At 54.3% G+C, this 17,391-nt stretch carries 17 protein-coding genes; 9 read left to right on the forward strand and 8 right to left on the reverse strand.

The features are described from left to right. Positions 1 to 37 precede the first annotated feature (37 nt). Positions 38 to 364, reverse strand: a complete 327-nt coding sequence (gene nirD / locus KXR87_RS13805; protein WP_437432815.1) for a nitrite reductase small subunit NirD — start codon at positions 362 to 364, stop codon at positions 38 to 40. Next, positions 361 to 2,904, reverse strand: a complete 2,544-nt coding sequence (gene nirB / locus KXR87_RS13810) for a nitrite reductase large subunit NirB (RefSeq protein ID WP_437432816.1) — start codon at positions 2,902 to 2,904, stop codon at positions 361 to 363. Before nirB ends, nirD begins: the two co-directional genes overlap by 4 nt. 242 nt (positions 2,905 to 3,146) lie before the next feature. On the opposite strand from nirB, the gene KXR87_RS13815 reads away from it, so the two are divergent. The 6 genes from KXR87_RS13815 to argD all read left to right on the forward strand — a co-directional run bounded on the left by KXR87_RS13815 (position 3,147) and on the right by argD (position 7,941). Beyond that, on the forward strand, positions 3,147 to 4,442 hold the full coding sequence (locus KXR87_RS13815; protein WP_437432817.1) for a cytosine deaminase: 1,296 nt from the start codon (positions 3,147 to 3,149) through the stop codon (positions 4,440 to 4,442). 152 nt (positions 4,443 to 4,594) lie between these two features. Then, positions 4,595 to 5,167, forward strand: a complete 573-nt coding sequence (ppiA, locus tag KXR87_RS13820) for a peptidylprolyl isomerase A (RefSeq protein WP_437432818.1) — start codon at positions 4,595 to 4,597, stop codon at positions 5,165 to 5,167. A gap of 107 nt (positions 5,168 to 5,274) precedes the next feature. Beyond that, entirely contained in the window at positions 5,275 to 5,439 is a 165-nt protein-coding gene (locus tag KXR87_RS13825) for a YhfG family protein (protein ID WP_437432819.1), read from the forward strand. After that, positions 5,436 to 6,038: a putative adenosine monophosphate-protein transferase Fic gene (locus KXR87_RS13830; protein ID WP_437432820.1), complete on the forward strand. Its 603-nt coding sequence runs from the start codon at positions 5,436 to 5,438 to the stop codon at positions 6,036 to 6,038. Before KXR87_RS13825 ends, KXR87_RS13830 begins: the two co-directional genes overlap by 4 nt. A gap of 30 nt (positions 6,039 to 6,068) precedes the next feature. Further along, entirely contained in the window at positions 6,069 to 6,641 is a 573-nt protein-coding gene (pabA, locus tag KXR87_RS13835) for an aminodeoxychorismate synthase component 2 (protein ID WP_437432821.1), read from the forward strand. 79 nt (positions 6,642 to 6,720) lie between these two features. Next, a complete protein-coding gene (gene argD, locus KXR87_RS13840; protein ID WP_437432822.1) occupies positions 6,721 to 7,941 on the forward strand; it encodes a bifunctional acetylornithine/succinyldiaminopimelate transaminase in 1,221 nt (406 codons plus the stop codon). Here the strand turns inward: argD and KXR87_RS13845 are convergent. Further along, positions 7,938 to 10,016, reverse strand: a complete 2,079-nt coding sequence (locus tag KXR87_RS13845; RefSeq protein WP_437432849.1) for a YccS/YhfK family putative transporter — start codon at positions 10,014 to 10,016, stop codon at positions 7,938 to 7,940. The two genes, argD and KXR87_RS13845, sit on opposite strands and share 4 nt — an antisense overlap. 48 nt (positions 10,017 to 10,064) lie before the next feature. Next, complete coding sequence (gene crp, locus KXR87_RS13850; RefSeq protein WP_000242758.1) at positions 10,065 to 10,697, reverse strand: cAMP-activated global transcriptional regulator CRP; 633 nt, start codon at positions 10,695 to 10,697, stop codon at positions 10,065 to 10,067. Between the two features lie 308 nt (positions 10,698 to 11,005). On the opposite strand from crp, the gene KXR87_RS13855 reads away from it, so the two are divergent. Beyond that, positions 11,006 to 11,410 (forward strand): OsmC family protein, encoded by a 405-nt coding sequence (locus tag KXR87_RS13855; RefSeq protein WP_437432823.1) that lies wholly within the window; start codon positions 11,006 to 11,008, stop codon positions 11,408 to 11,410. 345 nt (positions 11,411 to 11,755) lie between these two features. Here the strand turns inward: KXR87_RS13855 and KXR87_RS13860 are convergent, their stop codons facing one another. From KXR87_RS13860 to KXR87_RS13875, 4 genes are all read right to left on the reverse strand, one after another. Then, positions 11,756 to 12,625: a phosphoribulokinase gene (locus KXR87_RS13860; RefSeq protein WP_437432824.1), complete on the reverse strand. Its 870-nt coding sequence runs from the start codon at positions 12,623 to 12,625 to the stop codon at positions 11,756 to 11,758. Positions 12,626 to 12,665: 40 nt separating this feature from the next. Then, positions 12,666 to 12,884 carry a YheU family protein gene (locus KXR87_RS13865; RefSeq protein WP_437432825.1) on the reverse strand — a complete coding sequence of 73 codons (219 nt, stop codon included), beginning with the start codon at positions 12,882 to 12,884 and terminating at the stop codon, positions 12,666 to 12,668. A 1-nt stretch (position 12,885) separates the two neighbouring features. Beyond that, the gene (locus KXR87_RS13870; protein ID WP_437432826.1) at positions 12,886 to 13,902 is read right to left on the reverse strand and encodes a hydrolase; all 1,017 of its coding nucleotides are present in this window, start codon (positions 13,900 to 13,902) and stop codon (positions 12,886 to 12,888) included. Positions 13,903 to 13,993: 91 nt separating this feature from the next. Beyond that, positions 13,994 to 14,713 carry an NUDIX hydrolase gene (locus tag KXR87_RS13875; RefSeq protein ID WP_437432827.1) on the reverse strand — a complete coding sequence of 240 codons (720 nt, stop codon included), beginning with the start codon at positions 14,711 to 14,713 and terminating at the stop codon, positions 13,994 to 13,996. A 192-nt stretch (positions 14,714 to 14,905) separates the two neighbouring features. On the opposite strand from KXR87_RS13875, the gene prs reads away from it, so the two are divergent. After that, positions 14,906 to 15,766, forward strand: a complete 861-nt coding sequence (prs, locus tag KXR87_RS13880; RefSeq protein ID WP_437432828.1) for a ribose-phosphate diphosphokinase — start codon at positions 14,906 to 14,908, stop codon at positions 15,764 to 15,766. 13 nt (positions 15,767 to 15,779) lie between these two features. Next, positions 15,780 to 17,270 carry a nicotinate phosphoribosyltransferase gene (locus tag KXR87_RS13885; RefSeq protein WP_437432829.1) on the forward strand — a complete coding sequence of 497 codons (1,491 nt, stop codon included), beginning with the start codon at positions 15,780 to 15,782 and terminating at the stop codon, positions 17,268 to 17,270. The last annotated feature ends 121 nt before the right edge of the window (positions 17,271 to 17,391 follow it).

The following is a 17,391-nucleotide window of genomic DNA, read 5'->3' on the forward strand; positions in this document are numbered from 1 at the left end:
ATGTTAAAAAGCGGGGGCATTGCGCCCCCACTAAAAATTACGCTTTAAGTTGCACGACGCCGTCTTTCACGCGGGCATCGAAATGGGCTACAGAACGGCTTTCATCTTCCATACAGAGCCCGTCACGTAAGCGGAAACGCTGTTTTTTCAGCGGGCTGGCGACCCACAAGTCACCGTTGTGCTCGCCAATCAGACCACGAGAAAGCACGCTCGCCTGGAAGAACGGGTCAATGTTGCTGATGGCAAAAACCTGGTCGTCATGACGAGGGCGGAAAATGGCCACCTGCTGGTCATTCAGCAGCGCACAGACGCCTGTTGCCGGGACGATATCGTCGATTTTGCAGATAGTGTTCCACTGGCTCATACGGTTTCCTCCACTAACATAACCGGAATACGTTCATACGGGGTGGCCGGACGATGTTGTTCACGCTCTGGCACCACCTGCACCGCCGGGTCGCGTTTGTCGCTGTTGATAAAGTGTCTGAAGCGAACCTGCGCCTGCGGATTGTTCACAGTCTCCGTCCACTCGCAGATAACCGCGTTGCGCAGACGGGCCATTTCGGCTTCAAGCTGATCGTTGAGACCCAGTTTGTTGTCGATGATGACGCTTTTCAGGTAATCGATGCCGCCTTCCAGGTTATCCAGCCAGGAGGCGGTACGAGTCAGTTTGTCTGCGGTACGGATGTAGAACATCATAAAGCGGTCAAGGTAGTTGAGCAGGGTTTCACGGTCCAGGTCTGCTGCCAGCAGATCCGCGTGACGCGGTTTCATACCGCCGTTACCGCACACATACAGGTTCCAGCCTTTTTCCGTAGCGATGATGCCCACGTCCTTACCCTGCGCTTCCGCACATTCACGGGTACAGCCGGAGACCCCAAACTTCATTTTGTGCGGGGTACGAATGCCTTTGTAGCGGTTTTCCAGCTCGACGCCAAAGCCCACGCTGTCGCCTACACCGTAGCGGCACCAGGTGCTGCCGACGCAGGTTTTCGCCATGCGCAGCGCTTTAGCGTAGGCGTGGCCGGTTTCGAAGCCCGCGTTAATCAGCTGACGCCAGATTTCCGGCAGGTCATCTTTCTGCGCACCGAACAGGCCGATACGCTGAGAACCGGTGATTTTGGTATAAAGGTTAAATTCGCGGGCAATACGGCCCACTTCCATCAACCCTTCCGGGGTAATTTCGCCACCCGCAGAACGTGGGATAACGGAATAGGTCCCGTCTTTCTGGATGTTTGCCAGGAAGTTGTCGTTGGTATCCTGCAGCGGCGTGTGTTCGGGTTTCAGAACATAGTCGTTCCAGCAGGAGGCCAGCAGCGAACCCACGGTCGGTTTACAGACCTCACAACCGTAGCCTTTACCGTATTTTGCCAGTAATTCGTCGAAGGACTTAATGCCTTCCACGCGAATCAGGTGGTAGAGCTCCTGACGGGAGTAGGCGAAGTGTTCACACAGGTTGTTGGTGACTTCAATGCCCTGTTTTGCCAGTTCCGCATTCAGCACCTGAGTGACCAGCGGGATACAACCGCCGCAGCCAGTACCGGCTTTAGTTTCGGCTTTCAGCGCCGCAACGGTGTGACAGCCTTTATTGATGGCCGCAACCAGCATGCCTTTGGTAACGTCGAAGCAGGAGCAGATTTGCGCGCTGTCCGGCAGTTTGTCCACACCGATGGACGGTTTGCCGCTACCGGCATGCGCCGGCAGGATCAGCGAGTCCGGGTTTTCCGGCAGTTCAATGGCGTTCAGCACCAGCTGCAGCAGGTTACCGAAGTCGCTGGTATCACCCACCAGCACGGCACCGAGCAGGGTTTTGTTATCCGGGCTGACGATAAGACGTTTGTAGACCTCTTTGCTTTCATCGAGGTAAACATAACTGCGAGCACCAGGTGTGCGACCGTGCGCATCGCCAATGCCGCCGACGTCCACGCCCAGCAGTTTCAGCTTGGCGCTCATGTCTGCGCCGGCGAAGGCGTTCGCGTTACCCAGGATATGGTCAACAGCAACCTGCGCCATTTTGTAGCCAGGAGCCACCAGGCCATAGACGTGATTATCCCAGCTGGCGCACTCGCCAATGGCGTAGATATCCGGGTCAGAGGTCTGGCAGGTATCGTTAATTTTGATGCCGCCACGCTGAGCCACCTCAAGACCACACTGGGTAGCCAGTTTGTCGCGTGGGCGAATACCGGTCGAGAAGACGATAAAGTCAACTTCAAGGTCAGAGCCGTCAGCAAAGCGCATGGTTTTGCGTGCGCTCGTCCCTTCCTGAACGATCTCTTTGGTGTTTTTGCTGGTGTGCACGCGCACGCCCATGCTTTCGATCTTACGTTTGAGCTGTTCGCCACCCATCTGATCGAGCTGTTCCGCCATCAGCATAGGGGCAAATTCGATAACGTGGGTTTCTACGCCCAGGTTTTTCAGTGCGCCAGCCGCTTCAAGGCCGAGCAGACCACCGCCGACCACTGCGCCGCGTTTGCTGCGACGTGCGCAGGACTCGATGGCATTCAGATCTTCGATGGTGCGGTAAACAAAACAGTCCTGGGTTTCGGAACCCTTGATCGGTGGGATCCACGGGTAAGAACCTGTCGCCATAATCAGTTTGTCATAGTAGACAGTACGACCGGCGCTGGAGTGGATCACTTTCTCCTGACGGTTAATGGTGATGGCACGTTCGCCCACCAGGACGTTAACGCCATGTTTTTCATAAAACCCATCACGTACCAGCGACAGTTCTTCCGCAGTGTGGTGCGAAAAGTAGGAAGACAGGTGAACGCGATCGTAGGCTTTACGGGGTTCTTCACAAAAAACGGTAATATCGAACTGACTGGCGTCGGCTTTGTCGAGAAGATCCTCAACAAAACGGTGGCCGACCATGCCGTTACCGATTATAGCGAGTTTGAGTTTGCTCATTTTTGCCTCGATTTCTTTTCTATTACTGCCTACCTTAACGATTCAGCAGGGGTAGTTATTGATGTACATCAATTACACCTTCACCTACCACTTAATGGGTAGATGTTTGATTTTTCATGGTTTTTCTAAGTGCCGGATCTGTCAGGCTTTTCAGATTTGCGGAAATTGTGTACAAAAAAGAACGTGGATTTATGGCAATTGCCTGAAACATCGTTTCAGTCTTAACCCCAGGGGGTAGAGGTATGTCAGCAGCACCGCTTTGGTTGGTCCAGAACGTTCATCTGCCGGGACGAGAAGGGTTATGGCAGATAGCCATTGAGAAGGGTCGCTTCGGTGACATCTCGCCGATGGGGGCGGTACAGAACGAAAGCTATGAAGTGTTAAATGCGCGTGGTGGCCTTGCACTACCGCCGTTCATTGAACCGCATATCCACCTCGATACCACCCAGACGGCCGGTGAGCCCGCCTGGAACCAGTCGGGTACGCTGTTTGAAGGTATTGAACGCTGGGCCGAACGCAAGGCACTGCTGACGCATGAAGATGTTAAGCAGCGCGCGTGGCAAACCCTGAAGTGGCAGATGGCGAACGGTATCCAGTATGTGCGCACCCATGTGGATGTCTCCGATCCCAGTCTGACCGCGCTGAAAGCGATGCTGGAGGTCAGACAGGAGGTGGCGCCCTGGATAACGCTGCAGATAGTCGCCTTCCCCCAGGAGGGAATACTCTCTTACCCCAATGGTGCAGCCTTACTGGAAGAAGCCCTGGTACTGGGAGCAGATGTAGTGGGTGCCATCCCGCATTTTGAGTTTACCCGCGAGTACGGCATTGAGTCGCTACACATCGCCTTTGAACTGGCAAAGAAATACGATCGTCCGCTGGACATCCACTGCGATGAAATTGACGATGAGCAGTCGCGCTTTGTGGAAACCGTGGCAGCCCTGGCGCTGAAAATGGCGATGGGCGAGCGCGTCACTGCCAGCCATACCACGGCCATGCACTCCTACAGCGGCGCCTATACGTCTCGTCTGTTCCGCCTTCTCAAACTCTCCGGCATTAACATTGTTGCTAACCCTCTGGTCAATATCCACCTGCAGGGGCGCTTTGATGACTATCCTAAACGCCGTGGCGTGACGCGCGTGAAGGAGTTGCTTGAGGCCGGGATCAACGTCTGTTTCGGTCACGATGATGTGTTTGATCCCTGGTACCCGCTCGGCACCGGCAATATGCTGCAGGTGCTGCATATGGGGCTTCACGTCTGCCAGCTGATGGGCTACCAGCAAATTGATGCCGGGCTGAACCTTATCACCCACCACAGCGCCCGTACCTTCGGCGTGAAAGAGTACGGCATAGCCACTGGCAACCCGGCCAATTTGATTATTCTGCCGGTGAGCAGTGGTTTTGATGCGGTACGCTGCCAGTCACCGGTACGCTGGTCTATTCGTCAGGGCAGAATTATTGCTACTACCCAGTTACCGCAGAGTTGGGTACAAATGGACAGCGGGGGAGAAGAAGTGCTGTTCAGCCGCCCGGCAAAGTGAAGGAGGTAACAGAATGACCATGCGGTGCGTGGTCAGTTCAGTTTACATCTGTTTCAATTGCGTAAAATTAAGTAAAAGGCTGGCCTGCTGGCGGACTGCTCTTTAGAATCAAGCCACTTGCTTTCTTACCTGCATTTCGTTAAGGAAACCTCATGGTTAAATCGACTCTGGCGGCTTTTGCGGCTGTATGTGCCCTTTCGGCGATCTCCCCTTCCGCGCTCGCGGCAAAAGGCGATCCTCATGTTCTGCTCACCACCTCCGCTGGCAACATTGAACTGGAGCTGGATAAACAGAAAGCCCCCATTTCGGTGAAAAACTTTGTCGATTATGTCAACAGCGGGTTTTACAACAACACCACCTTCCACCGCGTCATACCGGGCTTTATGATTCAGGGGGGAGGCTTTAACGAGCAAATGCAGCAGAAACAGCCTAACGCGCCAATTAAAAACGAAGCCGATAATGGGCTGAGAAACACGCGTGGCACTATCTCTATGGCCCGCACGGCGGATAAAGACAGCGCGACCAGCCAGTTCTTCCTTAACGTTGCGGATAACGCCTTCCTCGACCACGGTCAGCGTGATTTCGGTTATGCGGTGTTTGGTAAAGTTGTAAAGGGTATGGATGTCGCCGATAAAATCTCTCAGGTGCCAACCCATGACGTTGGCCCCTACCAGAATGTGCCGTCTAAACCAGTGGTTATCCTCTCTGCGAAAGTCCTGCCTTAATCCTTTTCAACACGGGTGATGCTGACCCGTGTTGCTGCTTCCTCCCTGCGTAACGCGAAAATGCTGCTTATACTTGTGGCAAATGAACGAGATATCAGGGAGGCGCAATGACCAAAAAACTCACCGACCGACAAAAATCCCGACTCTGGGAGCAGCAACGCAACGTCAATTTTCAGGCCAGCCGACGCCTTGAAGGGGTGGACAGTCCACTGGTCACGCTAACGGCCGAAGAGATTGAAACCCGACTGGCAGAGATTAAGGGGGCGCAATGAGCGATAAAGTAGGTGATGACCGCGACCCGTATCTTTACGCTGGCATTAACGTGATGCGTAATGTATTGGGAATTCGCCAGGCGCAGCGTCTTGAGAAGGCGGCATGGGAGCTGACCGCACTGCGTGCCGCTACGCTGGAACTGGGGCCACAGGCGCGTGGTTTGCCACATTTATGTGCGATCCATCGCCACATCTACCAGGATGTCTTTGACTGGGCGGGTGAAATCCGTGAAGTGGATATTTACCAGGGCGATACCCGCTTTTGCCATTTCGCTTACATCGAAAAAGAGGGCAATGCGCTGATGCGCAGTCTGGAAAGTGAGGACTGGCTACAGGGGCTTGAAAAGGAAGCCTTTGTTGAACGGCTGGCACACTATTATTGCGAAATCAATGTGTTACATCCTTTCCGTATTGGCAATGGTATTACGCAGCGGATCTTCTTCGAGCAGCTGGCACTGCACGCCGGTTATCAGCTCGACTGGCGTGGAATCGACCCACAGGCGTGGGCGGAGGCGAATCAGGCTGGCGCGATGGGCGATCTCGTTGGGCTGGTGGCCATCTTTGGCAAAGTGGTAAGCGAAGCAGGCGAAACGGAGTAGAATAGGGCGGCACAGAGTAACGAGGCCGCCATGATCCTGCTTATCGACAATTACGACTCCTTTACCTGGAACCTGTATCAATACTTTTGCGAGCTGGGCGCGCAGGTCGACGTCAGACGTAACGACGACATTACCCTGGCGGACATCGCGCTGCTCGCTCCCGAAAAAATCGTTATCTCCCCTGGTCCCTGTACGCCGGATGAAGCCGGCGTTTCCCTTGAGGTTATCCGCCACTACGCGGGTGTGCTACCTGTCCTTGGCGTTTGTCTGGGGCATCAGGCCATTGCGCAGGCCTTTGGCGCGCGCATTGTCCGTGCAAAGCAGGTGATGCATGGCAAGACCTCACCCATTACGCATACGGGAGAGGGGGTGTTTCGGGGACTTAACAATCCGCTCACGGTAACCCGCTACCACTCGTTACTCATCGACCCCGCCACATTGCCAGCGTGCTTTGAAATCACGGCTTTCAGTGAGACACAGGAAATTATGGGCATTCGCCATCGCCAGTGGGATCTGGAAGGGGTGCAGTTCCACCCGGAAAGTATCCTCAGTGAACAGGGGCATGCGCTACTGAATAACTTTTTGCATCGCACCGATTTTTAGTTGCCATTAAGTGATTTTTTATGCATATTTCGTGATTATATTTTCACTTCTGCTTCTTATTTAACAAGGGTGGGGTCACATGGCAACTCAGCACGACGCAATCACGCGCGCAACCTTCGACGACGTAATTTTACCTATCTTCGCGCCAGCCGAGTTTATCCCGGTCAAGGGAAAGGGCAGCCGCGTCTGGGATCAGCAGGGTAAAGAGTACGTGGATTTTGCAGGCGGTATCGCCGTGACGGCGCTGGGGCATTGCCATCCGGCACTGGTGGAGACGTTAAAAACTCAGGGTGAAACCCTCTGGCATATCAGCAATGTGTTCACCAACGAACCGGCGCTGCGGCTGGCGCGTAAAATAATTGATGCGACCTTTGCTGAGCGCGTGGTGTTTATGAACTCCGGCACCGAAGCCAACGAAACCGCCTTCAAGCTGGCCCGTTTTTATGCCTCTACCCGCCATAGTCCGCACAAAACCAAAATCATCGCTTTTCACAACGCGTTTCATGGCCGCTCACTGTTCACCGTCACCGTAGGGGGGCAGCCAAAATACTCCGACGGCTTTGGCCCAAAACCAGCCGATATTATTCATGTGCCGTTTAACGATCTGCATGCTGTCAAAGCAGTGATGGATGACCATACCTGTGCGGTGGTGGTAGAGCCGATTCAGGGTGAAGGGGGCGTGACCGCGGCTACGCCTGAGTTCCTGCAGGGGCTGCGTGACCTGTGCGATGAGCACAAGGCGCTGCTGGTGTTTGATGAAGTGCAGTGCGGGATGGGACGCTGCGGCGAGCTCTTTGCCTATATGCACTATGGCGTAACACCGGACATCCTCACCAGCGCGAAGGCGCTCGGCGGCGGGTTCCCTGTCAGCGCCATGCTGACCACGCAGGAGATAGCCAGCGCGTTCCATCCTGGCTCTCACGGTTCCACCTACGGCGGCAACCCGCTGGCCTGTGCGGTGGCCGGTACCGCGTTCGATATTATCAATACGCCAGACGTGTTAAACGGGGTAATGGAGAAACGCGCGCTGTTTGTGAAGCATCTGGAAAACATCAATGCTCAATACGATGTGTTCAGTGATATTCGCGGCATGGGCCTGCTGATTGGTGCCGGGCTTAAACCACAGTTTAAAGGCCGTGCGCGTGATTTCCTGCTGGCCGCAGCGGATGCGGGCGTCATGGTACTGAACGCTGGCCCTGACGTGATGCGTTTTGCGCCTGCGCTTATCGTTGAAGAGAGTGATATCGAAGAGGGCATGAGCCGTTTTGCCCGGGCGGTCGCGAAAGTGGTTAACGGTTAACGTCGTAACCGGCGAACCAGCCAGATACCGTGATGGGGGCGCTGACGCCAGGCTACCGAAGAGATGGTGTGCATGGTACTCAGGTGTCCCAGAATACGCTGGAGATGCTGCTCCAGCGTGCTCATCGGACCCTGGGTCATGGTCTCCGGTGCCTCCAGAATGTTCACATCCCCTGATTCTCCCGGCCCGTCATACTCCAGCCGTTGCTGGCAGCGTTGTAAGGCAATTTCACATGACTGCAAATAACGTTGGGCCAGGTCCGGCGTAAGCATGGTGTGTTCGCGCGCCAGCGTCGTCATGGCATTAATATGCTCAACGATAAACTGGCTGTGGGTAACCCACAGTTTCATGTCGGAGAGGTAGCGCGTATCGAAGCCGGGCTCCTGCATCGCCTGATTAAGCGAGTTGAATAACGCGTTATGTGCCTGATTAACGCGCATACGCTGGTATGCCAGCGGCGAAGCCTTGGGGTCATTGCTGAGAATAAGCTGGATGGCGTCCTGATAGGTTTCCAGCGCGTCATGGGCGTTACGACGCAGCAGTCCACTTTGCCACTGCGGCCAGAGCCAGACGACGCCGCCGAAGGCAATGAGACAGCCAATCAGCGTATCAATAAGCCGGGCAACGATAAATTGTTCGCCGTTAAGGGTCAGTAGCTGAAGCGTGTACACCGCCGTCAGGGTAAAGCCTACCATCGCCCAGCCGTAGCTTTTGCGAATGATAAGATAACTAACCAGCGTGACGATAAGCATGGTGGTGAGCGTGTAGCCTTCCGGCACGTGGTAGTGCAGCGTGGCACCGGCGATAATAAGCCCCGCCATGGTCCCCGCCGCCCGGTGCAGGATGCGCACCCGTGTTGCGCCATAGCCATTCTGGGTGACAAACATCACCGTCATCATTATCCAGTAGGGTTTAGGCAGATTCAGCGCACTGCCCATCAGACTGGCCACGCTCAGCATAACGCTGAGGCGTGCAGCATTACGCAATGCAGCAGATTTGAAGGAGAGATAACTTTTCAGCGCCGGAATGAGTGGCAGGCGTCGCTGCTTTTCCTCCATCAAATCACGAATATAGAGTGGACGCTGGGTGCGCAGGACACGGGCAATCTGACTGAAGTGCCAGGCGCAGAACTGACCTACCGGGTTGTCCGGATGCTGACGGGCAATTTTTTCCAGTGCGCCTGTCTGCTTGTCCATATTGAAGCGTTGGGGATAACGATGATAGAGGATGTCGTCTGCAATGACCCGTAGCCGTGCCGCCACGGTTTGCGCATTCCAGCGAATCACCTCTTCTGCATGGCTACGCTCTACCAGCTCCTGGACTTCCTTTGGCTGGTGCAGGCTAACGGCTATGTGCTCCTGCAGATCCAGCGCCACCTGAAACACGCGGCGCAGGCGCTTGTAATCACTGTTATGATTTGCCGCCAGCATATGCAGTTGCTGGTAGCACTGGCTTATCATATCTACCGCTTTTTGCTGGCGGGCGAGCAGCGGCGGCAGGGCCTTTTCCGGGTCCGCATGCTGAGTCAGCAGGCTGTATTTAGCCTCGCAATAATCGGCCAGTTGTCGATACAACAAACTCAGCGACTCGCGCAGTGGCTGCTCCCGCCACAGCCAGAACCAGAAGGCGTTAAACGCGCCATACCACAACGTGCCAAGGCTGTAGATGAGCAGTGGCTCCCAGACCGGCATATTTCCCGCAAGGCTCAGGGTGAAGATGGCGGCAATCAGTGAGGCGGGGAGCAACCTGCCATGCAGGGCGCTTATCTCAGCCGTCACCCCCAGCACCAGCGCCAGCAGGGTCAGAATGAGCGGTAGCGGGACGTTTTCGAAAAGGAGGAATTGCACCGCGAGACTGCTACCGGCGAAAAGCGAACCGCCAATGATCACCCGCTTGAAGAAGCGCTTATGCAGCGTGTCGAGACCGGCAATATTGCAACAGGCAGGTACTAACGAGAAGAGCAGCCCTAAATCCAGTCGACCGGCAATCAGGCCAACGGTCACAGGCAGACATAACACCAGCGTTTGTCGCAGTGCGTAGTTGATTTCGGGGTGGTAAATCAGCCTGCGCCACATCGGAAAACAAAAACGGCGCACTGCCTTGAGCAGCGCGCCGTTCGGGGATTAACGTGTTCCGTACACGACGATAGTTTTACCATGCGCGGAGATCAGATTCTGATCTTCCAGCATCTTCAGGATGCGACCAACGGTTTCACGCGAGCAGCCCACGATCTGACCAATCTCCTGACGGGTTATTTTAATTTGCATACCGTCCGGGTGGGTCATGGCGTCGGGTTGTTTCGCCAGATTCAGTAACGTCTGAGCAATACGGCCTGTTACGTCGAGGAAGGCGAGGTTGCCCACTTTTTCCGACGTGACCTGCAGGCGACGCGCCATCTGCGAAGAGAGACGCATCAGAATATCCGGGTTTACCTGGATCAACTGACGGAATTTTTTGTAGGAAATTTCAGCCACTTCACAAGCGGTCTTGGCGCGTACCCAGGCACTGCGCTCCTGACCTTCTTCGAACAGACCCAGTTCACCAATAAAATCGCCCTGGTTCAGGTAAGAGAGGATCATCTCTTTTCCTTCTTCATCCTTGATGAGCACAGCCACTGAGCCTTTGACGATGTAGTACAACGTCTCCGCTTTTTCACCCTGGTGAATCAGCGTGCTCTTCGACGGGTACTTATGAATATGGCAATGAGACAAGAACCATTCGAGAGTCGGGTCTGTTTGCGGTTTGCCAAGCACCATGCGCGGTTATCCTCTGTTATAAGCTGGCTCCAGCCTCAGGATCTGCGCCCTGTGACTGGGGTTGCAATCTGTCTTCCCGATACCTGGGAAGTGCACCGTCAGACGTGTCTGCGGCCTCTAAGATGTGATGTCCTCTGCGTACATGCAGTACATCAATATATCACTGTAGCATCCAGACTGTTTTAGCATAGGTTTTGCCGCCTGTCTCCTGGTGTCTCGCTTCAGCTTGATGCAGGTCGCCTTCCGTTGCGAGTTTTCTTATGTACGCGTAATCTGTAGAGAAAGTTGCTACTGCGGAGTGAAGAAAAATGCATGCGCGTGTGAAATGGGTTGAAGGGTTAACGTTCCTGGGGGAGTCTGCTTCCGGGCACCAGATCCTGATGGATGGTAATGCGGGCGATAAAGCGCCAAGCCCTATGGAAATGGTGCTGATGGCCGCGGGCGGATGCAGCGCGATTGATGTGGTCTCTATTCTGCAAAAAGGCCGTCACGATGTGACAGACTGCGAAGTCAAGCTGACCTCCGAACGTCGGGAAGAGGCGCCGCGTTTATTCACCCACATCAATCTGCACTTCATTGTGACAGGAAAAGCGTTGAAGGATGCGGCAGTATCACGTGCGGTAGATCTCTCTGCAGAGAAGTACTGTTCAGTGGCGCTGATGCTGGAAAAAGCGGTGAATATCACCCATTCGTATGAAGTGATTGAAGCCTGATTGGTGGTGGATATTCTTTCCTGCCCCCGCCGGGCTGAGGGATTTCCCACAAAATAATGCGAGCACGGACAGTCCCCTCTCCTCTTTGGGGAGGGGAAACATGCGGCTCTGGTAGTCATTCCGCTCACCTCAGGTTCCTGGTTTCTCCAGAGATCCAGAACCCGTGACCGAGCCAGGGTTGGCTCATCGCCACAGCCCTGCCCCCCGGCCTTACGGATACACGTCGGTGATTTTCAGCCGGACCCTGTTATCGCGGTGGCTGTATTATTCTCATCACGCAATGTTATCGCTGCAAGATGTACTATTACCGGGGATTTTTCAGCTCAAGGGGATAGGGAACTGAACTCACTCGATCTTCTTACCTTCCATTAATCGCTCTACCAGCGGCGTCATAATAAGCTCCATCGCCAGTCCCATCTTGCCGCCCGGCACTACCAGCGTATTCATATGTGAAATAAATGAACCCTGTAGCATGGCCAGTAGCCAGGGGTAATCAATGCCTTCCAGATTACGAAAGTGAATAACCACAAAGCTTTCGTCGAGAGAGGGGATAACTTTTGCGGCGAACGGGTTTGAGGTGTCAACGGTAGGAACGCGCTGGAAGTTAATATGGGTACGGGAAAACTGCGGCGTAATGAAGTTGATGTAATCCTCCATCGAGCGCACCACCGAATCCATCACGGCTTCACGTGAATGGCCCCGTTCACCCGTATCGCGCACCAGCTTTTGCATCCACTCAAGGTTAACAATGGGAACCACGCCCACCAGCAGATCAACGTGACGCGCCACATCATGCTGCGGGGTGACTACGCCGCCGTGCAAACCTTCATAAAACAGGACATCAGTGGGTTCAGGCAGCGGCTGCCAGGGTGTGAAAGTACCGGGAACCTGGTTCCAGGGAACCGCTTCATCATAGGTATGAAGATATTTTCTCGCCTGACCGGTGCCCGTATGACCGTAATCGACAAACGTCTGCTCAAGCAGACTAAAGTCGTTGGCCTCCGGGCCAAAATAGCTGATATGACGGCCCAGATCGCGTGCTTTGCGGATAGCCATGTCCATCTCTGGGCGCGTGTAACGATGAAAGCTATCGCCTTCAACTTCTGCCGCGTGCAACTCCAGCTGAGCGAAAATTTTACGAAACGCGAGGCTGGTGGTGGTGGTTCCTGCACCGCTGGAGCCTGTTACAGCGATTACGGGATGTTTTGCAGACATAGCGACTCCAGAAATTAGCGATGACTATCGCAGTGAGCTTTTAATCACGAAACTGGGTGCGGGGCATGATATTGACGCTTTCATGTAATTCCGACCACACCAGCACGGCTTCGCCACTGACTAATTGACGTTTCACGTCGGCCACTTTTTGTGCGAACGCGCGCTCATGTTCACCATAATCAGTGCCTTCGCGCAAGACAAAGCTTTCAATAAGATTATCCAGCGTTTCAGGTGCCAGATCCTGCCAGGGAATAATCATCTTAAGACTCCAGCCAGGTGTTAAGCCAGTCAGGGATGCGTTTTTCAAGCCACATCTCTGGTCGCAGCAAGGTGCCGCCCACAAAACCGACGTGACCACCATGTTCGGTCAGTTGATACTCTACGCAGGGTGGCAGCGTCGCCGGATCCGGTATGACGTGGTGATCCATAAAGGGGTCGTCTTTTGCGTGAATAATAAGCGCAGGACGAGCAATTTTATTTAATAACGGCATGGCACTGCACTGACGATAGTAGTCGATGGCATCGGCAAAGCCATGAATACGGGCAGTAATTAAATCATCAAATTCGCGCAGCCGACGGACCCGTTTTAACTGCAACAGATCAATCGGCAGCGTGCCCGGGTAGGCCCGCAGTTTTCTCGACGCGTTGGCTTTCAGTAAATTGAGCAAATAGTGCTGATAAACCCGGGAGAAACCCTTCTCAATATGCGCGCTGCACGCTTCCAGCACCAGAGGAGCGGAAACAATAACGGCGGCATCCAGCGGTGCGCGGTTTCCCTCTTTTGCCAGCAAGCAGGCAAGCATGTTGCCGCCCAGTGAATAACCGACGGCAGCGGTACGGGCCTCACCGAACTCGCGTTTCAGCCAGTGCAGGAACCAGGTGCCGTCTTCGGTTTCACCGGAATGGTAAATGCGGTTCAGACGATTAGGCTCACCGCTGCAGCCGCGAAAATGCATGACCACTCCCAGCCACCCCCGCGCTTTGGCCGCTTCAATCATGCCGTGCGCATACGGGCTGTGCAGACTGCCTTCCAGACCGTGAAAGACGACCAGACGGGGTTTATGTTTTGCCTGATGAGGGTCTTCGCTCCACGCGAGATCCACAAAATCGCCATCCGGGAGTTCGAGGCGCTGCCAGACAGGCGTAAAACCCAGCTTGCGGCGAATCACACGCGGCAGCATGGTCTGGAAGTGCGGATTACGGCCACCGCGCATCGGGCGGAAGTCGCGCCGGTTGTCTTCATGTTCCGAAAGTCGTGAAGGTGTAATGTCAGCCATTGTACTTAACTATCAATCAATGAGGGGGAGAGGCTATATCGACACGCGGCGGTTTGGTTTGTTCAGTTCAGGGCCGCGTGAGGATAACAGGCTATTCCGCCAGTAAATTTCGGGAAAAGAGATGGATGTCAACGCCCGGCTTGCGTCGCCACAGGCGCGCTTTTCGCGCCCCTGTCGCCACGCTCTCGCCTGTCTCTTCAAACATACCTGACGCCTCAAAGCGACGAATCAGGCTTTTTCGCTGGATAGGCTGGCCGAGGATAATCTCCGTCGCCTCGTGCAATTGTGTCTGGGTAAAGGTATCAGGCAGACAATAAACAGGCAGTAAAGAGTACATGGTTTTCTGCCGTAACCGTTGCAGGGCTGTCTGAATAATCTCCCGGTGATCGAAAGCGAGGTCGTTTTCGTCAAGCGCGGAGACCGGAACCCATCTGGCATCACTGACGCTCGCAATATGCGGTGCGCAGGCCACCCACGAAATGAGAGCATACCAGGCGATAGTCAGGCTCCAGCCGCGAGGGTCACGCGCGGCCCCGGAAAAGGTATCGAGCTGCTCCAGCCAGGAGGGAGAAACGCCGGTCTTCTCCGTCAGCTTGCGCAGTGCCGTTGCGCGGGTTGATTCATCCTGTTCCATATCGATAAATCCCCCCGGCAGACCCCATCGTCCTTGCTGAGGGTGACTCGCTCGCTTTACCAGTAAAACGCAAAGCGCTTTCTCATGCAGCGTAAACAGTACGCTATCCACCGTTACCAGCGGCGAAGGAAACCGGGTGGCGTCATAAGAGTCCAGATATTCTGCTTCGCTGATCATCGCTTACTCGCCGTAATAAACACGCCACAAGTTTATCAGTCCACCAGAGGGCGGCAAGATAACTTTTATTTCTTTAATAATCAGTTCGTTGAAAGCATTTTCGCAGGATTAATGAAAAAGATCTTGCCAGTAAGTGTCTTATGGACAATATTATAAGTGTCTTAAGGACATTAATTAACGGCGAGGTAACACATGACCAGCAAAATTGAACTAACCCTTGATAATCAGCACATTGAAATTGAGCGCGGTGTTTTTCCTGACGGGGCAGTATGGCTGAAAGTGGTCGATACCTTACCTCGCTTTGCACAAGTGATGCGGGTTCGCATAGCGGCCATGCGCGATATGAACGATTTTATGCTGCTCGCGCAACTGGTTGATGCCGTCCGCCATGTCACGGATGTTACGGTCAGCCATCTTGAACTGGCCTGGCTGCCCTGGGCTCGTCAGGACAGACACATGGTTTACGGTGACAGCTTTGCGTTAAAAGTCTTTGCCAGCCAGTTGAATACGCTGCACTTCAGTAAAGTCTTTCTGCTGGATCCACACAGCGATGCCGCGGCCGCAGCCATCAATAACAGCGTAGTGATTGCCCAGGAAACCTGCCTGATGCAAAGCGATACCCTGCGCGAAGCCATTGGTACGGGAAACTTGATGCTGGTGGCTCCCGATGCGGGGGCATTAAAGAAAATTCATAACGTGGCGAAAGCCAGCGGGGCGCAGGGCTATGCCATTCTGACCAAAGAGCGGGATGTCGCCAGCGGTAACCTGACAGGCTTTGCGCTGGTCTCTGGTGAGGTGGCTGGAAAAGATCTGCTGATTGTCGATGACCTGTGCGATGCCGGCGGCACCTTTATCGGCTCCGCCCAGGTGTTACGTGATGCCGGTGCGCGCAGCGTGAGCCTGTACGTGACTCATGGTGTGTTTTCCAAAGGGGTGGAAAACCTGCTCAATAATGGCATTGACGCTATTTATACCACCACCTCTTTTGCTTCAGCCACGCTGCGTGAACCGCGTGTTGAGCTTATCGATATCGATACCATTTTTAACGCATAAGGGAGATAACACCATGAAAATGAATCCAGTTCTGGCCATCGACGGTTACAAAGTTTCCCATCGTGCGCAGTATCCTGAGGGCACCACGCAGGTCTATTCCAACTTTACACCGCGCAGTGACCGCTTTTTCTCCTCACCCGTCGCCGATGGCAAACTGGTGTTCTTTGGTCTGCAGGGATTTTTAAAGTGGTTTATGGTCGATCTGTTCAACGACGCTTTTTTTGCCCGTCCGGAAGATGAAGTAGCCAATGAATATAAAACCGTGATGGACAGCTACCTCGGTAAGGATGCCGTGCCGGTGGATCACATCCGCGCGCTGCACCGTCTGGGCTATCTGCCGCTGCACATTAAATCACTTGATGAAGGCAGCACGGTGCCGATGAAAGTCCCGGTGCTGACCATCACCAATACCCGTGATGAATTTTTCTGGCTGGTGAACTACCTCGAAACCGTGCTCTCTGCTGAATTGTGGAAGGCGTCCACCAACGCCACCATCGCACACCACTATCGCAAGGTCTGCGAACAGTGGGCGACAAAAACCTGTAGCGATATGTCGCACCTGGATTTTCAGTGCCATGATTTTTCCTTCCGTGGCATGGCAGGGCTGCAGGATACGATGCAGGCCGGGGCCGGGCACTTACTGAGCTTTAAAGGTACCGACAGCATTCCCTCACTGCTCTATGCCCGCGATTATTACACCGGTGGTGAAGACTATTTTATCGGTGCCAGCATCCCGGCGACCGAACACAGCGTGATGTGTATGGGCGAAAAAGAGCATGAAATCGACACCTTCCGTCGCCTGATTGCCGAGCTCTACCCGCAGGGTTTTGTCTCTATCGTCTCAGATACCTGGGATTACTGGCGGGTGATAACGGAATATACCCGTGAGCTGAAACAGATAATCCTCGGTCGCGAAGGGCGCGTGGTGTTCCGCCCGGACAGCGGTGACCCGGTTGAGATCCTCTGCGGTACCGGCGCGGACGATGATACCCGCGACACGCGCACCCCGGAGGAGAAAGGTTCAGTGGAAGTGTTATGGGAGATCTTCGGCGGCACCGTGAATGAAAAGGGCTACAAGGTACTCGACCCACATGTTGGCCTGATTTATGGTGATTCCATTACCCTGGCGCGCGCCGATGAAATCCTGCGTCGCCTGGAGGCAAAAGGTTTCGCCAGCTCAAACGTGGTCTTCGGGGTAGGTTCATTTACCTACCAGTACAATACCCGTGACACCTTCGGTTTTGCCATGAAAGCAACCTGGGGCGCGGTTAACGGTGAAGGCCGCATGATCTTCAAAGAGCCGAAAACTGATAATGGCCTTAAACGTTCAGCGCGCGGCCTGCTGCGGGTGGAGAGGGACGCCCGGGGTGAACTGGTGTTACATGATGAACAAACCCAGGAGCAGGAAAAAACAGGGGAACTGAAAACCCGCTTCCTCGACGGAAAACTGCTCAACGCTGACCATTTTGAAGAGATTCGCCAGCGACTGGCCGCGCAACGCTAATCTTCCGCTCTACTCCATGCAGGGGGCGCACTGTGCCCCCTTCGTGCTACATCCCATCCCCCTTTAAAATGATCTTCATCACAGATTGTCGCTTTGATTATTACCCTCAGGCTAACGATTC

The organism is Yokenella regensburgei, from assembly GCF_051486985.1.
GTDB lineage: Bacteria > Pseudomonadota > Gammaproteobacteria > Enterobacterales > Enterobacteriaceae > CBFFRJ01.